We start from the raw sequence: 16,461 nt of genomic DNA, 5'->3' as shown, positions 1-16,461 counted from the left end.
AACCCAGGAGTGAGCATGTCTTTTCAGGCCTATCTCGACAACGCGGAGAAGCAGACGGGTATCACTCCCCGCGCGTTCCTGGATCTGATCGCCGCGCAGAATCTGACGAAGGCGGGTGAGATCACCGCTTGGCTGAAGGCTGAGCATGACCTCGGCCATGGGCATGCCACCGCGATAGCCCGTCTGGCTACGAAGGGTCCGGAGTTCGTCAAGGAGCACCACACTGGGGGAGTCCTCCACCTGGACGGCCTGGCGGCCCGCGAGTAGGCGGAACCCTTTGCGAACTTGCGTGATTGCCCTTCCGCCGGCCCGATCGCCGATTGTTCAACGGCCTGACGGCCGCTGATGTGGCTTCGGATCGGGTCGGCAGGGGGGTGTGCCCGCCCGGTTGCTCGATTGCTCAGGCAGGCGCGATCGGGCCGAGGAACGTCCCGCCCGAAACATCCAGCGTCCGGCCGGTGATCCACCGCCCACCCGGGCCGGCCAGGAACCCGACCACCTCGGCCACATCCTCCGGCTCCCCGATCCGCCCCAATGCCGTCATCGCCGCCAATCCGGCCGCCGCCTCCGGCGGTCAGCGCGGTCAGCGTGGCGGCGAGCCGGCGCCGGTCTGTATCAGCTGCCCGTCACCGGGTGAGTCAGACGCTGCGCAGCACCGACACGACCGCGCCGAGGATCACCGCGCGGTCGCCGTCGATGACGTCGTAGGCGGGGTTGCGGGGCTCGAGGTACACGTGACCGTCGCGGCGGCGGTAGACCTTGACCGTCGCCTCTTCGTCGATCATCGCCGCGACGATCTGGCCCGAGTGGGCCTCGGACTGCTGCTTGACTACGACGATGTCGCCGTCGCAGATGGCCGCGTCGATCATCGAGTCGCCGCGGACGCGCAGGCCGAACACCGTGCCGCGGCCAGTGAGGTCGCGGGGCAGCTTGAGGACGTCGTCGGTGTGCTCGACCGCCGAGATAGGGGTGCCGGCGGCGATGTCGCCGACGACGGGCACCGGCACCGAGTCGCCGTCTTCGGTGGCGGCCGTGCCGTTCAGGAACGCGCGCACGTCGATCGGGCGCGACACCGTCGCGCCGCGGCGCAGGAAGCCCTTGTCTTCGAGGCTGGCCAGGTGCTTCGACACCGACGACGTCGACTGCAGGCCGACGGCCTCGCCGATCTCGCGCGTGCTGGGGGAGTAGCCGTGCTGGACCACCCAGTCCCGGATCGCCACCAGGATCCGCTGCTGCCGCTCCGGCAGGGCCGAGGGGTCGAGGTGTTCGAACGTGTCGTCGTAGGTGGTCACCGGCGTGATCCTAGAGGCACGCGTCCCGCGCTCCGCCGCCGGTCTCGCCGTCGCGGTCCCGCTCAACGGAACACCGGGTGACAGTTGGCGCCTTACCAACAGTATTCCCGACTTTGCCAGCCGTTGACCTGGGTAACGATTCGCCGTATGGTCTAGACCACAATTTTCCTTCGCTCGTAACCCTTCCCGTCGCGGCGGACCTCCCAGCGAGGCCGGGGCCGCGGTTTCGCCGTGCCCGGCGGCGGGGAGGCGAGCCTGTCCCCGAAGGAGCTCGGCATGAATCGCAAACTGGTCGCGGCCGCCGTGGGCACCCTGGTGGCCCCGGTGCTGGTGGTGCTCAACCCCGCCGGGATCGCAAGCGCGCACGGCTACGTCAATTCGCCCGCCAGCCGGCAGGCGCAGTGCGCCCAGCACGTCGTGTCGTGCGGGCAGATCCAGTACGAGCCCCAGAGCGTCGAAGGACCCAAGGGCCTGCGGTCCTGCAACGGCGGCGTCGCCCAGTTCGCCGAGCTCAACGACAACAACAAGGGCTGGCGCGCGGCGAGCGTCGGCCGCACGGTGACCTTCACCTGGACGTTCACCGCCCGCCACCGCACGTCGAACTACCAGTACTTCATCGGCAGCCAGAAGATCGCGGAGGTGAGCGGCAACGACCAGCAGCCGCCGTCGACGGTCGCGCACCAGGTCAACCTGGGCAGCCACACCGGCCGCCAGACGGTCCTGGCGGTGTGGAACATCGCTGACACGGCCAACGCGTTCTACGCCTGCATCGACCTGCAGGTGAGCTGAGCCGGCGCCGGGCGGGCCGGGTCAGCTCCGCCGACCCGGTCCGCCCGGCTGTGCCGTCCACAAAGGAGTGCGTCGGACGGCGCGGTTCCTGGGGCATGCTGGTGCCATGGTGCTGCACGATCTCGGCGCCGCGGTGCGCCGGCTGCGGGAGAACGCCGACCCGGGCGTGGCCGGGGCGGCGAGGGGACGGCGGCGGACCCGCGGGTTGCGGCGCGAGGAGCTCGCCGACCTGGCCGGGGTGTCCGCGGACTACGTGCGACGGCTGGAGCAGGGGCGCCGGCACCCGTCGGCCGGGGTGGTGACGGCCATCGCCGGCGCGTTGCGGCTCGGGCGGGCGGACTACGAGCGGCTCTGCGCCCTGGCCGGGTACGCCCCGGTGGAGGGGCGGGTGCCGCGCGAGGCCGGACCGGCGGCGCTGCGGCTGCTGGAGCGCTTCGGCGGCACTCCCGCGTTCCTGGCCGACACGGCGTGGAACGTGGTCGCCGTCAACACCGCGTGGTTCGCGCTGCAGGCCGGCGGCCCGGCCGGGCACGAGCGGGACTGGAACGTCGCCTGGCGCACCTTCCGCAACGCACCCCGCGGGATCAGCCGGACCGACGAGCGCGCGGCCGGGTTCCGGGCGATGCTCGCCGCCCGGCTGCGCGACACGGCCTTGCGCTACCCCGCGGACACCTCCGTCGCGGAGCTCGTCGACGAGCTGCGCACGACGAGCCGGCCGTTCGACACCTTGTGGCGCGCGCCGGAAACGGTGACCACGTACGAGAACCGTGCGGTCTTCCGGCATCCGGACGGCGGTGACATCAGGCTCGACGGCACCCTCCTGGAAGTACCGGGGGACGGCCTGATGGCGGTGGTCCTCACCGCGGCACCCGGGTCGCGCGACGCGGCCCTGCTCGGCGAGGTCGTCGGCGCGGCCGGGCCGCCGTCCGTCGTCAGGGTGGGCCAAACCGGCCCAGGCTGATCCGGCTCGGGCCCGCGATCCTGGGGGCGAAGTGGATCACGGACGAAAGCGAGCAACCCGATGAAGGCAGTGCGGTTCCACGAGTACGGCGATCCCGGCGTCCTGCGCTACGAGGACGTGGGTCGGCCCGTCCCCGGGGCCGGGCAGGTCCGGATCCGGGTGGCGGCGACGTCGTTCAACCCCGTCGACGGCACCATCCGCGGCGGCTTCATGCAGGGCCCGATCCCGGTCGTGCTGCCGCACACGCCCGGCATCGACGTCGCCGGCACGGTCGACGCGCTGGGCGAGGGCGTGACCGGCTTGGAGACCGGCGCCGAGGTCGTCGGCTTCCTGCCGATGGACAAGCCGGGCGCCGCCGCGGAGTACGTCCTCGCGCCGGCCGAGGCGCTGACCCCGGCACCGAAGAGCGTCCCGCTGGCCGACGCCGCCGCGCTGCCGCTGGTCGGGCTCACCGCGCACCAGGCGTTGTTCGACCACGGCAAGGTGACCGCCGGGCAGCGGGTGCTGGTCAACGGCGCCCGGGGAGCCGTCGGCGGGTACGCCGTGCAGCTGGCCGAGAACGCCGGCGCCCACGTGATCGCCGTCGACCGCACCACCGGCGACCTGTCGACGGTGGTGACCGAGCCGGTCGACGTCGTGCTGAACCTCGCCCCGATCACGCCGGAGCAGCCGGCGGCGCTGCTCGCGCTGATCCACTCGGGCGGGGTCCTGGTGAACACGACGGTGTGGATGCCGGCACCGTCCGACGAGGAACGCGGCGTCCGCGGCATCGACCTGTTCGTCCGCAGCGACGCCGGTCAGCTGGCGCAGCTGGTGACGCTGGTCGACCGCGGTGAGCTGCGCATCGACGTCGCCGAGCGGGTGTCCTTGGCCGACCTCCCCGCCCTGCACGCGCGCGCCGCCGAGGGCGGCGTGCACGGCAAGGTCGTCGTCGTCCCGGAGAGCGTCTAACGGGTGAAGGTGAACCAGTTGACGTTGACGAAGTCCGCCGAGCTCCCGGAGAACGTCAGGTAGAGGTCGTGCACGCCGGTGGCCGGGGCGATGATGTTGGCGGGCACGGTCTGCCACTGCTGCCAGCCGCCGTTGTTCGCGAAGTCGATCTCGGCGATCACCGGGCCCGTCACGCTGTCCAGGCGGGCCCGGATCGCGCCGCTGACCCCGGCGGCCGCGCCCGAGGCGAGGCGGGCGACGAACTGGTTCGGCGAGCTCGCCCCGAAGTCGACGCGGGCGTACTTGAGCCAGTCGCCGTTCGCGAGCCAGCCGACGTCGACCCCGCCGCCCGTGTCGGCGCAGGACTCGTTCTGCGTGCCGCTCTGGGCGTTGTAGGCCTCCGCCTGGATGGTCGAGTACGCGCTCGTGCCGCCCGAACCCGGCGGGGTCGTGCCGCCGCCCGCGCCCGGCCCGAGCGCGACCGTCCAGGACGTCGGCGCCGGGTCCTGGAGGTGGCCGTCGACGGGCTGGGCCCCGGTCGGGCCGACGTCGTCGTACGGGAAGGCGTAGCCGATCGAGGCGTACTGGTGCACCAGGCGGGCGTAGTGGTTCGTCGTGGCGTCCCGGTAGTACTGCGCCGGGGCGACGCCGTCGGGCTGGTTGTTCCCGCCGACCACCAGCAGGCTGCTGCGGTTCAGCGCGGCGGCCAGCCGGGCCGCGACCGCGCCGCGCGCGTCGCTGCCGGAGTTGTACAGCGGGCCGCTCGCGCAGCCGAAGATGTCCGCAGCGCTCGGCTTGGTGAACGGCACGCCGTTGGTGTTCAGGCCGGCGAACACGATCGCGTCCCCGCTGACCGTGCCGGTGTAGGAGCCGATGCCGCCCTGGCCGTTGATCGTCAGCGGGGTCGTGCGGTAGTGGTCCCAGACGGCGTTGAGGTAGTTCGTCCAGTAGCCGCCGAAGTCGACCGGGGAGTGGCCGGGCGCGAGCACCCGCACCACCTGGCCGGCGCTGTCGGTGACGACCAGCCGGTCCCAGGGGGCGCCGTCGGCGTTGTGCTGTGCGCGCAGCCCGTCGGCGATGCTGCCGAGGGCGCCGTCCGGCAGCGGGCTGACCGACTGCGCGCCCGCCGCGCCGGTGGTGGCCATCGACACCGGCAGCGCCACCATGTCGACGTAGCTGATGTTCGCGTAGAGGTTCGCGCTGTTGTAGGTGAACTCGCAGAACGTCCAGTTCGTCTGCCAGTTCGGGTCCGCGCTCGCGAACCCGGGCTGGACCAGGCCGGGCCCGGGGTTGACGAAGAACTGGATCTTCTTGCCGACCGAGAACCACACCCGGCCGCCGATGAGATAGCCGGACAACGGCACGGTGACCTGGGAACCCGGGCCGCCGAGCGGGATCGCGTAGTCCGGGATCGGCGTCACCGGCGCCGACGGGTTGGCCAGCGGCTGGAACCGGCCGTCGGCGGTGACGAAACCCGGACGGCCCGCGGTGTCCGCGCCGCTGATGTAGGCGTAGACGGTGCCGCTGCCCGAATTGTTCTTGAGCGTCAACGGCAGGGCCGCGGCGGCGCGGGCTTTCGGCGTGGTGACGGCGGACCACAGCGGCGTGCTCGCCGCGGCGGCGACCAGGCCGGCGGTGACGAAGGTTCGCCTCGACAGCATGGCACCTCCTCGAACGCGGGCGGCTTCCGCGCGGCCGGACGGCCCCGCGTCCACCGGAAACGGTTTCCGGACGGTAGGTACGCCGTCCGCCGCGGTCAATGTCCGGCGGCCCGGGTCGGGTACGGACGGCCCTTCACGCTGCCCTTTCGTAGCCCGGACCAGTTTTCGCGGTGGTCCGGTCGGTGTCCGGTGTGGACGGTGGGATCAGCGGCCGCGCGGCGCGGGGAGCCCGGCCGCGGAGAGGGCGGCCCAGAGCGGCGTCGCGCCGATCCGCGAGGTCCCCAGCCCCTCGACGAACTGGCAGCCGTACGCCGCGGCGGTGAGGGACGTCGTCCGGCCCTGTGCGTCGGCGAACCGGAGTTCGAAGCTGGGCCCCATGTCGGCGGTGCACGCGATGTCCGGCGGCGGTTCCGGCAGGTCGCACGCCGTGGCGGCGATCTTCTTGATGGCGGCCACATCGGTGGTGCGGCCGCCGGCGGGGACGGCTTCCGAGGCGGTGGGCAGGGGTGGGTACATCGGCCCGCTCATGACGAGTTCCCGGGGTTCGTAGGACGCCGAGCACAGCGGTGACGTCGATGCGGGCCGGGTGGTGCTGCCGCACGCGACGGCACCGAAGACGACGAGGGCCACGGCCGGGACAGCGGACAGCCTGCGCATGCTGGGTGCTCCTTCGCTTCCGTTGCTTTCCGGACGGAACCACCCGGTCGCCCGGTTGCACGCCGAAGCGCTCGCCCGATCGGGCGGGGCAACTCCCGTCCGGGGCCCGGTGGCGGTGTTCGTGGGTACCGTGGATCGCGGGGGGACCGGGGGAGCGGCCGGTGACCGGCTCGCCCGCGTCGGCGCACGAATCGGCCGCGCACCCGGGAGGAGAAACCCATGACCGCCACCACGGACACCCCGCGCCTGCCGTTCGAACGGCCGAACGTCCTGGAGATCGCGCCGCTGTTCGGGGTGCTGCGCCGGCAGGGGCCGGTGGTGGCCGTGACCACGCCCGCGGGGGACCCGGCCTGGCTGGTCACCGGCTTCGAGCAGGTGCGCGCCGCCTTCACCGATCCGCGGTTCGGGCGTTCGCACCCGGCGCCGGAGGAGGCGTCGGCGCTTTCGGACGCCGCGATCCTCAGCCGCCCGCAAGGGGACCACGAGACCGAGCACGCCGAGCACGCGCGGATGCGGCGGATGCTCGTGCCCGCCTTCTCCGCCAACCGGATCCGGCGGCTCGCCGGGCACGTCCAGGAGTTCGCCGACGGCTGCTTCGCCGCCATGGAGCAGGCTCGCCACGGTGACGGCCCGGTCGACCTGCACGAACACCTGTCGTTCCCGCTGCCGGTGCTGGTGATCTGCGAGCTGCTCGGCGTTCCGTACTCCGACCGCGGGACCTTCCGGGTGCTGTCGGACCGGATGGGCCGGATGGACATCGGCGCCGGCGCGGACGCCGCGCTCGACGAGTTCACCGAGTACATGAGCCGGCTTGCCGCCGCCAAGCGGCGCGCTCCGGGCCAGGACGTCGTCTCGGACATGGTCCGCGCGCAGGCCGACGATCCTTCGTTCGGTGACGACGACCTCGCCCGGCTCGCCGCCGGCCTGCTGTTCGCCGGGCACGAGACGACCTCCAACCGGATCGACCTCGGCGTGCTCTACCTGCTCACCGACCTCGCCCGCCGGGACGCGCTGGCCGCCGACCCCGAAAACCGGGTGCACGGCGTGGTGGAGGAGATCCTGCGGCTGTCCGCCCCGAGCGGGCTCGGCGTCCTGCGGTACGCGCACGACGACGTCGAGCTCGGCGGCGTCACGATCGCCCGCGGCGACGCGGTCGTGCTGTCGATCGCCGCGGCCAACCGGGACGAAACCGTGTTCCCGGCCGCGGAGACGTTCGATCCCGACCGCAAGCCGAACTCGCACGTCGCCTTCGCCCACGGTGGCTGGTTCTGCATCGGCGCCAGCCTGGCCCGCACCGAGCTGCGCGTCGTGTTCGGGTCGCTGTTCCGGCGGTTCCCGGGGCTGCGCCTGGCCGTCGGCGTCGATGAACTCCGGGTCCGGACCAACCGTGTGACCGGGGGAGTGGACCGCGTGCCGGTCCTCTGGTAGACCAACGGCGGTCGGGAGCGGAGGAAAAGACGTGACGTTGTGGGACAAGCTCGGGATGGACGACAAGCTCATCAAGGTGCTCAAGGAGATCCCGCCGGGTCCCGACGCCTCCGAGTTCGGGCCGGCCTACGTCACGATCCACCAGCTGGCCGTCGAGCTGGACCAGCGGTTCCCCGAGGTCCGCAAGCAGCTGGACGTGCCGCTGGGCGGGGGCGCGACCCGGCACGCCGGGCTCGTCGAACTGCTCGGCAAGGAGCTGGTGGCGAAGATCAAGCGCTACGGCGACGTCTACCCGATCGAAGCCGCGCAGCTGTCGTCGGTGCGGTTCCGGGAGGTGCGGCTGCGCGGCCCGGGCGGCCGGGACCTGGTCGGGGCGTCGAAGACCGACCTGCCGCTGATCCGCCTGCGACCCAAGGACTGACGCGGTGCTCGCGCCGCCACCGGTCCGCGTCCTGGTGGCCGAACGCGATCCGGCGGTGCGAGCGCGCCTGAGCACGATCCTCGACGGAGCGGACGGCGTCGAGCTGGCCGGGGCGGTCCCCGACGCGACGGCGGCCCGGATCACCCTCCGCCGCCGGCTGCCGGACGTGCTGCTGCTCGACCTGCGCCTGAGCCCGCCGGAGGAGTTCCCCCGCCGCCCGGCGGTGGTGGCCCTGGCGACGTTCGACTCGGACGCGGGCATCCTGCGCGCCCTCCGCGACGGCGCGGCGGGGTTCCTGCTACGGTCGGCCCCGCCCCGGGACCTGATCAAGGTGGTACGCCTGGCCGCGGACGGCCACCTGGTGCTGTCCCCGGACGCCAACCGCAGGCTGGTGTCGGCGGCGAGCCGCCTGTCGGGCCCCCGCGACGACCGGATGGCGGCGGTCGACCGCCTGACGGCCCAGGAGACCCGGGTGCTCGCGGCGGTGGGGGCGGCGCTGACGAACGCGGAGATCGCCGAGCGGCTGGAGCTGCCGGAGCCGGTCGTGCGGGAGCAGGTGGCGAGGGTGGTGCGGAAGCTGGGGTGCGCGCACCGGACGGGCGCGGGGTTGCTGGCGTACGAGCGCGGGCTGTGCCGTCCGGGGGACGGCCGGGCCTGAGGGCGCTGGCGGGTACCGGTGCCGCGGGCTGTGCCCGCCGAACCGGCCGCGGGCACTGTCCTCTTTGAACTGCCGGGCCAGCGCGGCGCCGTCGAGCCCGCGCCCCAGATAGGGCAGCCCGGTGCCGGGCACTTCGTAGTCGCGGCCGCCGAGCCGCAGGTGCACCAGCGCCCGGGCCATGCCCTTGTCCGCGGCGGGCTGCACGGCGAAGGTGTCCCGGCCGTCCGGGGTGGTCCGGACGGTGACCCGGTCCCCGGTGGGCAGCGTGACGGTCGACGGCGGATCCGCCGCGACCGCGGCCGTCGCGGCCGGCGGGGCGAGCCCGGCCAGGCCCGCCGAACCGGCGAGCAGGACCGCGAGCACCGAAAAATGTTCTTCGCACTGGCACCTCCGTGTGGTGATCGATCACCACTACCGACGAGCCGGCCGCCCGGACCGTTGAGCCCGGATCTCGATCTTCCGCGAATTACCCTGACCGGCCCAACGACGGAACGTCGCGTTGATCAGGACGACTCCGGCGACACTGAGTGCGCCACCCGCGAGATCCACCCAGGTGGGCCGTTCGCCGAGCCAGCCGAACGCCACCGCCAGGGCCACCGCGGGGACGAGGTAGAGAGCGGCCGTCGCGACCGTGAGCGAGTGCCGGGCCACCGCGTACCCCCACGCGACGAACCCGGCCGCCGACGGGAACACGCCGAGGAACACCACGGACACCGTCGCCTGCGGCGGTGCGGTCGCGAAGGCGTGCACGGCCTGCGGAGCGAGCGGCGTGAGGAACAGCGTTCCGGCCCACATCGCGTAGCAGGCGACTTCGAGCCCGGTGTAGTGCCGCAGCAACGGCTTGCTCCCGAGGTGGTACACCGCCTGCACCGCCGCCGCGGCCAGCACGACCCACGCGGCGCCCGAGTAACCCAGGCCGCCGCCCGTGGCGATGAGCGCGCTGCCGCCGAGCGCCACCGCGCTGCCCAGCAGTTTCGCCGCGGTCAGCCGCTCACCGAGGAACGCGGCCGCGAGCAGCGCGCTGAACACCGGCGCCACCGACACGAGCAGGCTCGCCGTCCCCGCCGGTACGTGCACCTCACCCCAGTTGAGCAGCAGCTGATAGGCGCTCATCCCGGTCAGCCCGCACCCCGCGATCGTCGCTAGGTCGGCGCGGCGCGGACGGCGGACACCCAGCACGGGCGCCGCGAGCAGCAGCACGGCCGACGCCACCGCGAGCCGGGCGAACGACAACCCGGCGACGCCGTAGCCGTCGAGGCCGACCTTGATCGCGGGGAACGCCGAGGCCCACAGGACGACGGTGACGGCCAGTGCCGCGGTCGCTTTCAGCTTCACCCCACCATCGTCGGCAGTAGGATGCAGAAGTACCAGTTACTCTTTCTTGCCCAATCAGGAAGCCGGACTTCATGTTGGAGCTGCGTCGCCTGCGTGTCCTGCACGGACTCGCTCAGCACCGGACCGTCGCCGCGACGGCGGCGGCCCTGCACCTGACCGGGCCCGCCGTCTCGCAGCACCTGGCGGCGCTCGAACGCGAGGCCGGCGTCCCGCTGCTGGAGAAACAGGGCCGCACGCTGGCTTTCACCCCGGCCGGACGGCTGTTGCTCTCGCACGCCGAGGTCATCCTCGATGACCTCGCCGCCGCGGAATCGGCGCTGGCCGCGGTGGCCGGGAACGGCGGCACCGGCACGGTCCGCGTGGCCGCGTTCGCCTCCGCGGCCCGGCAGCTGCTGCCGCGGGCGTGGGCCGGGCCGGTTTCCCTGCGCCTGGTCGAGCAGGAGCCCGACGCCGCCCTCGAGGCGCTGCTGCGCCAAGACGCCGACGTCGCGGTGGTGCACAGCTATTCGCTCCTGCCGCGGGAGGTCCCGGCCCGGTGCGCGGAGCGGGCCCTGCTCGAAGACCCGGTCCTGCTGGTGCGTGCGCCGGGCTCGCCGGGGCCGGCCGACGGCGAACCGGTGGACCTGGCCGCGTTCGCCGACCGGCCGTGGCTGGTGCCGACGGCCGATCTCTCGTGTTACGCGATGATCCAGCGGGCCTGCGGTGCGGCCGGTTTCGTGCCGGAGATCGCCGCGGAGTCCGCCGACTTCGCCGTCCTCGTCGCCCTGGCGGCGGCCGGCGCGGGCGTCGCGCTCGTCCCGGCCATGGCGTTGCCCGCCGGGACACCCGGCGTCAGTCTGCACCCCCTGCGGGAACCGTTGACGCGCAAGGTGTTCGCGGTGACCCGGGCGGGCCTGGCGCGGCGGCCGGACGTCTCGGCGGTGCTGGACCGGCTCGAGCGGGCGGCGCGCGAGCTCACTTCTTCCGGGCTTTCTCCACGGCTTCCAGGAACTCCTTGACCTTGGCGAGCTTCGAGTACTCGTATTCGAAGACGTTGCCGGGCAGCTTGTCGGCGAAGAGCGGCACGTTGGTGACGACCTCCGTGGGCGCATCCGGGCTCTCGAAGACGACTTGACCGCGTTTCCACGCGGTCGCCGCGCGGTGCCGGATCCCGGTGATCCCGGCGACCGGGAACCTGTGGTCGGCCCGGTCGGGGACGATGCCCATGGACTTCGTGTCGATCCGGAGGGTGACGGTCCGCCCGTCGAACCGGATCGATCTCCGCCTGGCGTCCACGCGTACGGTGCTCACGGTGCCTCCCGTGGTCAGAGCGTCCGGCAGGTGAGCGCCGGACGGGCGGCGGCACTTCCGTTCTGCGTCAGGGCGATCAGGCCGAACGTCGTGGTCTTGTCCGCGTCGAGCTTCGCGTTCCAGGCGGCGTTTTCGACCGTCACCGTGGAACCATCGACCGTGAAGGTGCCGTTCCACAAGCCGCTGATGCGGTGACCGGCGGGCAGCTGCCAGCGGACGCGCCAGCCGGTCAGGCCCGCGGTCCGGTCGTTGCGGACCGTCACCTCCACCTGGTAGCCGCCGGGCCAGGAGTTCGTCACCTCGTAACGGGCGGCGCAGCCCAGGTCGGCCGGCGTCGTCGGCGCCGGGGTGGAGCTCACCGGCGCCGCCGGAGCGGAGGAGACCGGTGCGGCCACCGGCGTGCCGTCCGGGACGATGGCCGTCCCGATCACCACGCCGAGGGCGAGCAGGACCGCCCCCGCCGCGCCCGCCAGGACGAGCCGGCGTCGCGGACGGCGGACGCTCAAGAGCCGGGTTCCGGCCCGAGGCCGGGGCCGGGGCGGCGGCAGGGGACGGCCGCCGGTGACCGCTTCCAGCAGCTCCTGGACCTCCGCCATCGACGGGCGCGCCCCGGGGTCCCGCTGCAGCATGCGGGTGAGCACCTCGGCCAGCGGCCCGCCGTGCCGCGGCGGGATGGCCTCCTCCTTGGCGATGCGCAGCAATAGCGTGATCGCGTTGTCGTCGTTGCCGAACGGGGGAGTGCCCTCCAGCGCGCGGTAGAGCGTGGCGCCGAGGGAGAAGACGTCGGCCGGGAAGCCGGCTTCGTGGCCGCCGGCGACTTCGGGGGCCAGGTAGGCCGGGGTACCCGCGATGAAGCCGCCACCGGTCACGGTGCCTTCGCCGGTGGCGCGGGAGATGCCGAAGTCGGCGATCTTGACGACGCCGGCCTCCCCGAGCAGGACGTTGCCGGGGGTGACGTCCCGGTGCACGACCCCTTCGGCGTGCGCGGCGGCGAGCGCCGACGCGATCGGCGCGCCGATGCGCGCCACCTCCTCGGCGGGCAAGGTTTCCCGGTCGAGCAGGATCTCCGCCAGGCTGCGCGAGGGCAGGTACTCCATCACCAGGTAGGGCCCGCCCGGCGCCTCGACGACGTCGTGCACCGTGATCGCGTGCGGGTGCCGCAGGCGCGCGGTCAGGCGCGCTTCGCGCAGGGCACGCTGGCTCGCCTGGTCGCTCGCGGCCGGCCCGATGGCCGCGTCGTAGTCCAGCTGCTTGATCGCGACGACCCGGTCGAGCCGCTCGTCGCGGGCGCGCCGGACGACGCCCATCGATCCCTGGCCGATCCGCTCGGCCAGCCGGTAGCGCCCGGCGATCAGCTCTCCTGCGTCGGTCACGGCGACCTCCCGGCCCTTCCCCAGCGCACACGGAACACACGGATGCGGGTGGCGATCGGTTCGAGCCTAACGGCCTGCCCGCCGGTGTGCCGACGGACAGGCCGGGCTCAGGCGCCGAGCCGGTGCAGCTGGTCCCACGCCGGGACGTACGGGGTGAAGCGCAGCTTCATCCCGGCCTCGGCCGGCAGCTTGTCCGCCTTGCGGGCGTTGCAGCTGCGGGCCGAGCCGCCGCACGCGGCGACCGTGTTGAGCCAGTCGGTCCGGGCGCCGCCGCGGCTCAGCGGCGTCACGTGGTCGATCGTGGTGGCGCGCTGCCCGCAGTAGGCGCAGCGATGGCCGTCACGGACCAGCACGCCGCGCCGGGACCAGCGCGGCGGCTGCGTATATCGCCACTTCATGACGACATAACGCAGCAACCGCACGATCTTCGGGCGCGGGAACAGCCCGTAGGCGAGGCCCTCCTCGGCCTCGTGGATCTCGGCGACGTGGCGCACGAGCATCCGGATCGCGTGCGGGACCGAAACGGTCTGCAGCGGCTCGTAACCGGCGTTCAGGACCAGGACCTTCACAACGCACCTCTTTCCTCTCGGCGAAAATGGTCGCCGAGAGGAAAGAGGTGCGTCAATCGTGTTTCACCGCAGGGGATGCGTGCAGAAGAACCGCCAGACGACCGGCGTCGCGTCGATCACCGTGGGCGTCGCGGAATCGTTGTTCGGCCGCGTGCTGGGCCAGACGTGCCCGGCACCTTCGACGCGGTAGTGCTCCAGGGCTGCGCGACCGTCGCAGCCGAGCCACTTCTCGGCGACGACGCCGTCGACCGGGGTCCACGACACCGGATCGGGCCGGCAACCGTCCCTTGTGGACCAGGCCGCCAGCCAGTCCGGGATCGCGGGCAGGCCCTTCGCGGGGTTGCCGGTGTAGGGGATCGTCGTGTCCGCCGTCCCGTGGAAGTCGAGGATCGGCACCGGCCGGCTCGGGTGGCAGGCGCCGCCCTGCGGGTAGAACGCGCCGGACACCGGCGCGAACGCCGCGATCCGGCTCGCCAGCCGGCAGGCCAGCACGCCGACGAACCCGCCGCCGTTGGACTTCCCGGCCGCGAAGATCCGGCCGGCGTCGACGCACAGCGTGCGCTGCAGCGCGTCCAGCAGGTCGCCGGTGAACAGGACGTCATCCGCGGCGGCCGAATAGGGCGCGCCGGTCCAGGCGGACTCGCCGTCGGTGCCGATCAGGCCCTGCGGGTAGACCGCGATCGCGTCCAGCGCCGAGAAGCCGGACAGCTCCTCCTGGTACTGCGACGTCCGTTTGTGCCCGTGGAACGACAGCACCAGCGGGTAGGGCCGGCGCGGGTTGTAGTGCGCGGGCAGGTGGACGGTGTACTCGCGCTCGAGGCCGCCCGAGGTGACGTGCCGGGTCGTCGTCACCCCGGCCGGGAACCCGGCGGGCCGCCCGCAGCCGGTGGTGCGGACGGGGTGGTCGGCGACGCCGGCCGCGGCGGCGGGCGCGGCGAACGCGGTGGTCAGGGCAGCGGCCGCGGTGAACGCGGCCAGCCACCGGGGTAGACGTCCGGGCACTCGATCCTCCTTGATCGACAGCGGGGCGTGGCCAGCATCACACCGGGAGCCGCCGGGACCCAGATTGCGTTCATAAAGTGCGCGGTCCCGAACTGTCGGACCCGCTCGGTAGGATCGACCCAACAACGGCCGCCGGACACGCGGAAAGGAATGGAAGTGACTGCCCCGATCGAGACGCTGGAGTTCCAGTCGGAAGCGCGTCAGCTGCTCCAGCTGATGATCCATTCGATCTATTCGAACAAGGACACCTTCCTGCGGGAGCTCGTGTCCAACGCCTCCGACGCCCTCGACAAGCTGAGGCTGGAGTCGTACCGCGACAAGGACCTCGAGGCGGACACGTCCGACCTGCACATCGCGATCGAGACCGATCCGGAGGCGCGCACCCTCACGGTGCGCGACAACGGCATCGGCATGACCCGCGACGAGGTCGTCGCCCTGATCGGGACGATCGCCAAGTCCGGCACCGCCGACTTCCTGACCAAGCTCAAGGAGGCGAAGGACGCGGCGGCGTCGCAGGACCTGATCGGGCAGTTCGGCGTCGGGTTCTACGCGAGCTTCATGGTCGCGGACAAGGTCACCCTCGTGACGCGCCGCGCGGGCGGCGCCGAGGGCGTCCGCTGGGAGTCGACCGGCGAAGGCACGTACACGATCCAGCCGGTCGAGGACGCGCCGCAGGGCACCGCGGTCACGCTGCACCTCAAGCCCGAGGACACCGAGGACCACCTCTACGACTACACGTCCGCGGCGAAGATCCGCGAGATCGTGAAGAAGTACTCCGACTTCATCACCTGGCCCATCCGGATGAAGGGCGAGGGCGAGGAGCCCGAGACCGTCAACTCGATGAAGGCGCTGTGGGCGCGCTCGTCGAGCGAGGTCACCGAGGACGAGTACCACGAGTTCTACAAGCACGTCAGCCACGACTGGCAGGACCCCCTCGAGACGATCCGGCTGCAGGCCGAGGGGACGTTCGAGTACCAGGCGCTGCTGTTCCTGCCCTCGCACGCGCCGATGGACCTGTTCCTGCGGGAGCGCAAGCGCGGCGTGCAGCTCTACGTCAAGCGCGTCTTCATCATGGACGACTGCGAGTCGCTCGTCCCCGAGTACCTGCGGTTCGTCAAGGGCGTCGTCGACGCGCAGGACCTCTCGCTGAACGTCTCGCGGGAGATCCTGCAGCAGGACCGGCAGATCCAGCTGATCCGCCGTCGCCTGGTGAAGAAGGTGCTCTCGACGGTCAAGACGATGATGACCGCCGACGCCGAGAAGTACGCGACGTTCTGGCGCGAGTTCGGCCGCGCGGTCAAGGAGGGCCTGCTCGACGACTTCGAGAACCGCGAAGCCATCCTCGAGATCTCGTCGTTCGCCTCGACGCACGACGCGGATAAGCCGACTTCGCTGCGCGACTACGTCTCGCGGATGAAGGAGGGCCAGGAGCACATCTACTTCATGACCGGCGAATCGCGCTCGGCGATCGAGAACTCGCCGCACATGGAGGCGTTCCGCGCCAAGGGCTACGAGGTGCTGGTGCTGACCGACCCGATCGACGAGATGTGGGTCGACGCGGTGCCGGGCTTCGACGGCAAGCAGTTCCAGTCCATCGCCAAGGGCCAGGTCGACCTCGAGTCGGAGGAGGACAAGAAGGCCACCGAGGTCGCCCGCGAACAGCGGAACAAGGACTTCGAGAGCCTGCTGACCTGGATGGGCACGGCCCTGGGCGACACGGTCAAGGAGGTCCGGCTGTCGTCGCGGCTGACGACGTCACCCGCCTGCATCGTCGGCGACACGCACGACCTGACCCCGACGCTGGAGAAGATGTACCGCGCGATGGGCCAGGAGCTGCCGCCGATCAAGCGCATCCTCGAGCTCAACCCGGACCACGCGCTGGTGACCGGGCTGCGCGAGGCCCACGCGGCCCGGCCGGACGACGAAGGCCTGGCCGAAACGGCCGAGCTCCTCTACGGCATGGCCCTCCTGGCCGAGGGCGGCGAGCTGGCCGACCCGTCCCGCTTCATCAAGCTCCTGTCCGGCCGCTTGGAGAAAACCCTCTGACCCACGCTCGTGAGTGGTAAGGCGGGTTCTAACCCGCTTTACCACTCAC

18 protein-coding genes are annotated in these 16,461 nt (G+C 72.3%); 9 read left to right on the top strand and 9 right to left on the bottom strand.

Annotation, left to right across the window (positions count from 1 at the left end):
- Window positions 1-15: 15 nt before the first annotated feature.
- Window positions 16-267 (top strand): DUF4287 domain-containing protein, encoded by a 252-nt coding sequence (locus IE317_RS33505; protein WP_191315380.1) that lies wholly within the window; start codon window positions 16-18, stop codon window positions 265-267.
- Window positions 268-400: 133 nt separating this feature from the next.
- Here the strand turns inward: IE317_RS33505 and IE317_RS33500 are convergent, their stop codons facing one another.
- Together IE317_RS33500 and lexA are read right to left on the bottom strand one after the other, a co-directional pair.
- Entirely contained in the window at window positions 401-553 is a 153-nt protein-coding gene (locus tag IE317_RS33500; protein ID WP_268246933.1) for an SDR family oxidoreductase, read from the bottom strand.
- Window positions 554-638: 85 nt separating this feature from the next.
- Window positions 639-1,292, bottom strand: a complete 654-nt coding sequence (lexA, locus tag IE317_RS33495; protein ID WP_191315379.1) for a transcriptional repressor LexA — start codon at window positions 1,290-1,292, stop codon at window positions 639-641.
- Window positions 1,293-1,568: 276 nt separating this feature from the next.
- On the opposite strand from lexA, the gene IE317_RS33490 reads away from it, so the two are divergent.
- The 3 genes from IE317_RS33490 to IE317_RS33480 all read left to right on the top strand — a co-directional run bounded on the left by IE317_RS33490 (window position 1,569) and on the right by IE317_RS33480 (window position 3,993).
- Window positions 1,569-2,081 (top strand): lytic polysaccharide monooxygenase auxiliary activity family 9 protein, encoded by a 513-nt coding sequence (locus IE317_RS33490; protein WP_191315378.1) that lies wholly within the window; start codon window positions 1,569-1,571, stop codon window positions 2,079-2,081.
- A 106-nt stretch (window positions 2,082-2,187) separates the two neighbouring features.
- Window positions 2,188-3,042 (top strand): MmyB family transcriptional regulator, encoded by an 855-nt coding sequence (locus IE317_RS33485; RefSeq protein ID WP_191315377.1) that lies wholly within the window; start codon window positions 2,188-2,190, stop codon window positions 3,040-3,042.
- A gap of 60 nt (window positions 3,043-3,102) precedes the next feature.
- Window positions 3,103-3,993 (top strand): NADP-dependent oxidoreductase, encoded by an 891-nt coding sequence (locus tag IE317_RS33480; RefSeq protein WP_191315376.1) that lies wholly within the window; start codon window positions 3,103-3,105, stop codon window positions 3,991-3,993.
- Here the strand turns inward: IE317_RS33480 and IE317_RS33475 are convergent.
- On the bottom strand, window positions 3,990-5,633 hold the full coding sequence (locus tag IE317_RS33475; protein WP_191315375.1) for a beta-1,3-glucanase family protein: 1,644 nt from the start codon (window positions 5,631-5,633) through the stop codon (window positions 3,990-3,992). The two genes, IE317_RS33480 and IE317_RS33475, sit on opposite strands and share 4 nt — an antisense overlap.
- Before the next feature lie 204 nt (window positions 5,634-5,837).
- On the bottom strand, window positions 5,838-6,290 hold the full coding sequence (locus IE317_RS33470) for a hypothetical protein (RefSeq protein WP_191315374.1): 453 nt from the start codon (window positions 6,288-6,290) through the stop codon (window positions 5,838-5,840).
- A 219-nt stretch (window positions 6,291-6,509) separates the two neighbouring features.
- Here IE317_RS33470 and IE317_RS33465 point away from each other — a divergent pair, with 219 nt between their 5' ends.
- Genes IE317_RS33465 through IE317_RS33455 form a run of 3 tightly spaced genes read left to right on the top strand, consistent with a single transcriptional unit; the run spans window position 6,510 to window position 8,797 of the window.
- Complete coding sequence (locus tag IE317_RS33465) at window positions 6,510-7,718, top strand: cytochrome P450 (RefSeq protein WP_191315373.1); 1,209 nt, start codon at window positions 6,510-6,512, stop codon at window positions 7,716-7,718.
- A gap of 31 nt (window positions 7,719-7,749) precedes the next feature.
- Complete coding sequence (locus IE317_RS33460; RefSeq protein ID WP_191315372.1) at window positions 7,750-8,139, top strand: hypothetical protein; 390 nt, start codon at window positions 7,750-7,752, stop codon at window positions 8,137-8,139.
- 4 nt (window positions 8,140-8,143) lie between these two features.
- Window positions 8,144-8,797, top strand: coding sequence for a LuxR C-terminal-related transcriptional regulator (locus tag IE317_RS33455; RefSeq protein WP_191315371.1), 654 nt, complete (start codon window positions 8,144-8,146; stop codon window positions 8,795-8,797).
- Between the two features lie 411 nt (window positions 8,798-9,208).
- Here the strand turns inward: IE317_RS33455 and IE317_RS33450 are convergent, their stop codons facing one another.
- Entirely contained in the window at window positions 9,209-10,132 is a 924-nt protein-coding gene (locus tag IE317_RS33450; RefSeq protein WP_191315370.1) for a DMT family transporter, read from the bottom strand.
- A gap of 71 nt (window positions 10,133-10,203) precedes the next feature.
- Between IE317_RS33450 and IE317_RS33445 the strand changes: the two genes are divergently transcribed.
- The gene (locus tag IE317_RS33445; protein ID WP_191315369.1) at window positions 10,204-11,130 is read left to right on the top strand and encodes a LysR family transcriptional regulator; all 927 of its coding nucleotides are present in this window, start codon (window positions 10,204-10,206) and stop codon (window positions 11,128-11,130) included.
- Here IE317_RS33445 and IE317_RS33440 read toward each other — a convergent pair.
- The 4 genes from IE317_RS33440 to IE317_RS33425 all read right to left on the bottom strand — a co-directional run bounded on the left by IE317_RS33440 (window position 11,087) and on the right by IE317_RS33425 (window position 14,366).
- The gene (locus tag IE317_RS33440; RefSeq protein WP_191315368.1) at window positions 11,087-11,422 is read right to left on the bottom strand and encodes a hypothetical protein; all 336 of its coding nucleotides are present in this window, start codon (window positions 11,420-11,422) and stop codon (window positions 11,087-11,089) included. The genes IE317_RS33445 and IE317_RS33440 overlap by 44 nt on opposite strands.
- A gap of 14 nt (window positions 11,423-11,436) precedes the next feature.
- Window positions 11,437-12,795, bottom strand: a complete 1,359-nt coding sequence (locus IE317_RS33435) for a protein kinase domain-containing protein (RefSeq protein WP_191315367.1) — start codon at window positions 12,793-12,795, stop codon at window positions 11,437-11,439.
- Between the two features lie 107 nt (window positions 12,796-12,902).
- A complete protein-coding gene (locus tag IE317_RS33430) occupies window positions 12,903-13,364 on the bottom strand; it encodes an HNH endonuclease (RefSeq protein ID WP_191315366.1) in 462 nt (153 codons plus the stop codon).
- Between the two features lie 63 nt (window positions 13,365-13,427).
- The gene (locus tag IE317_RS33425) at window positions 13,428-14,366 is read right to left on the bottom strand and encodes an alpha/beta hydrolase family esterase (protein WP_229903043.1); all 939 of its coding nucleotides are present in this window, start codon (window positions 14,364-14,366) and stop codon (window positions 13,428-13,430) included.
- Between the two features lie 156 nt (window positions 14,367-14,522).
- Here IE317_RS33425 and htpG point away from each other — a divergent pair, with 156 nt between their 5' ends.
- Window positions 14,523-16,412: a molecular chaperone HtpG gene (gene htpG / locus IE317_RS33420; RefSeq protein WP_191315365.1), complete on the top strand. Its 1,890-nt coding sequence runs from the start codon at window positions 14,523-14,525 to the stop codon at window positions 16,410-16,412.
- The last annotated feature ends 49 nt before the right edge of the window (window positions 16,413-16,461 follow it).

Source organism: Amycolatopsis bullii (assembly GCF_014654205.1).
In the GTDB taxonomy this organism is placed as follows: Bacteria; Actinomycetota; Actinomycetes; order Mycobacteriales; family Pseudonocardiaceae; genus Amycolatopsis; species Amycolatopsis plumensis.
The sequence above is the reverse complement of the archived record's forward strand: the minus strand, read 5'-3'. Positions and strand labels throughout refer to the sequence as shown.

Excerpts from the sequence above, each read along its gene's own strand:
- IE317_RS33505 (WP_191315380.1), top strand. The coding sequence starts at position 16 with ATGTCTTTTCAGGCCTATCTCGACAACGCGGAGAAGCAGACGGGTATC.
- IE317_RS33490 (WP_191315378.1), top strand. The coding sequence starts at position 1,569 with ATGAATCGCAAACTGGTCGCGGCCGCCGTGGGCACCCTGGTGGCCCCG.
- IE317_RS33485 (WP_191315377.1), top strand. The coding sequence starts at position 2,188 with ATGGTGCTGCACGATCTCGGCGCCGCGGTGCGCCGGCTGCGGGAGAAC.
- IE317_RS33480 (WP_191315376.1), top strand. The coding sequence starts at position 3,103 with ATGAAGGCAGTGCGGTTCCACGAGTACGGCGATCCCGGCGTCCTGCGC.
- IE317_RS33475 (WP_191315375.1), bottom strand. The coding sequence starts at position 5,633 with ATGCTGTCGAGGCGAACCTTCGTCACCGCCGGCCTGGTCGCCGCCGCG.
- IE317_RS33470 (WP_191315374.1), bottom strand. The coding sequence starts at position 6,290 with ATGCGCAGGCTGTCCGCTGTCCCGGCCGTGGCCCTCGTCGTCTTCGGT.
- IE317_RS33465 (WP_191315373.1), top strand. The coding sequence starts at position 6,510 with ATGACCGCCACCACGGACACCCCGCGCCTGCCGTTCGAACGGCCGAAC.
- IE317_RS33445 (WP_191315369.1), top strand. The coding sequence starts at position 10,204 with ATGTTGGAGCTGCGTCGCCTGCGTGTCCTGCACGGACTCGCTCAGCAC.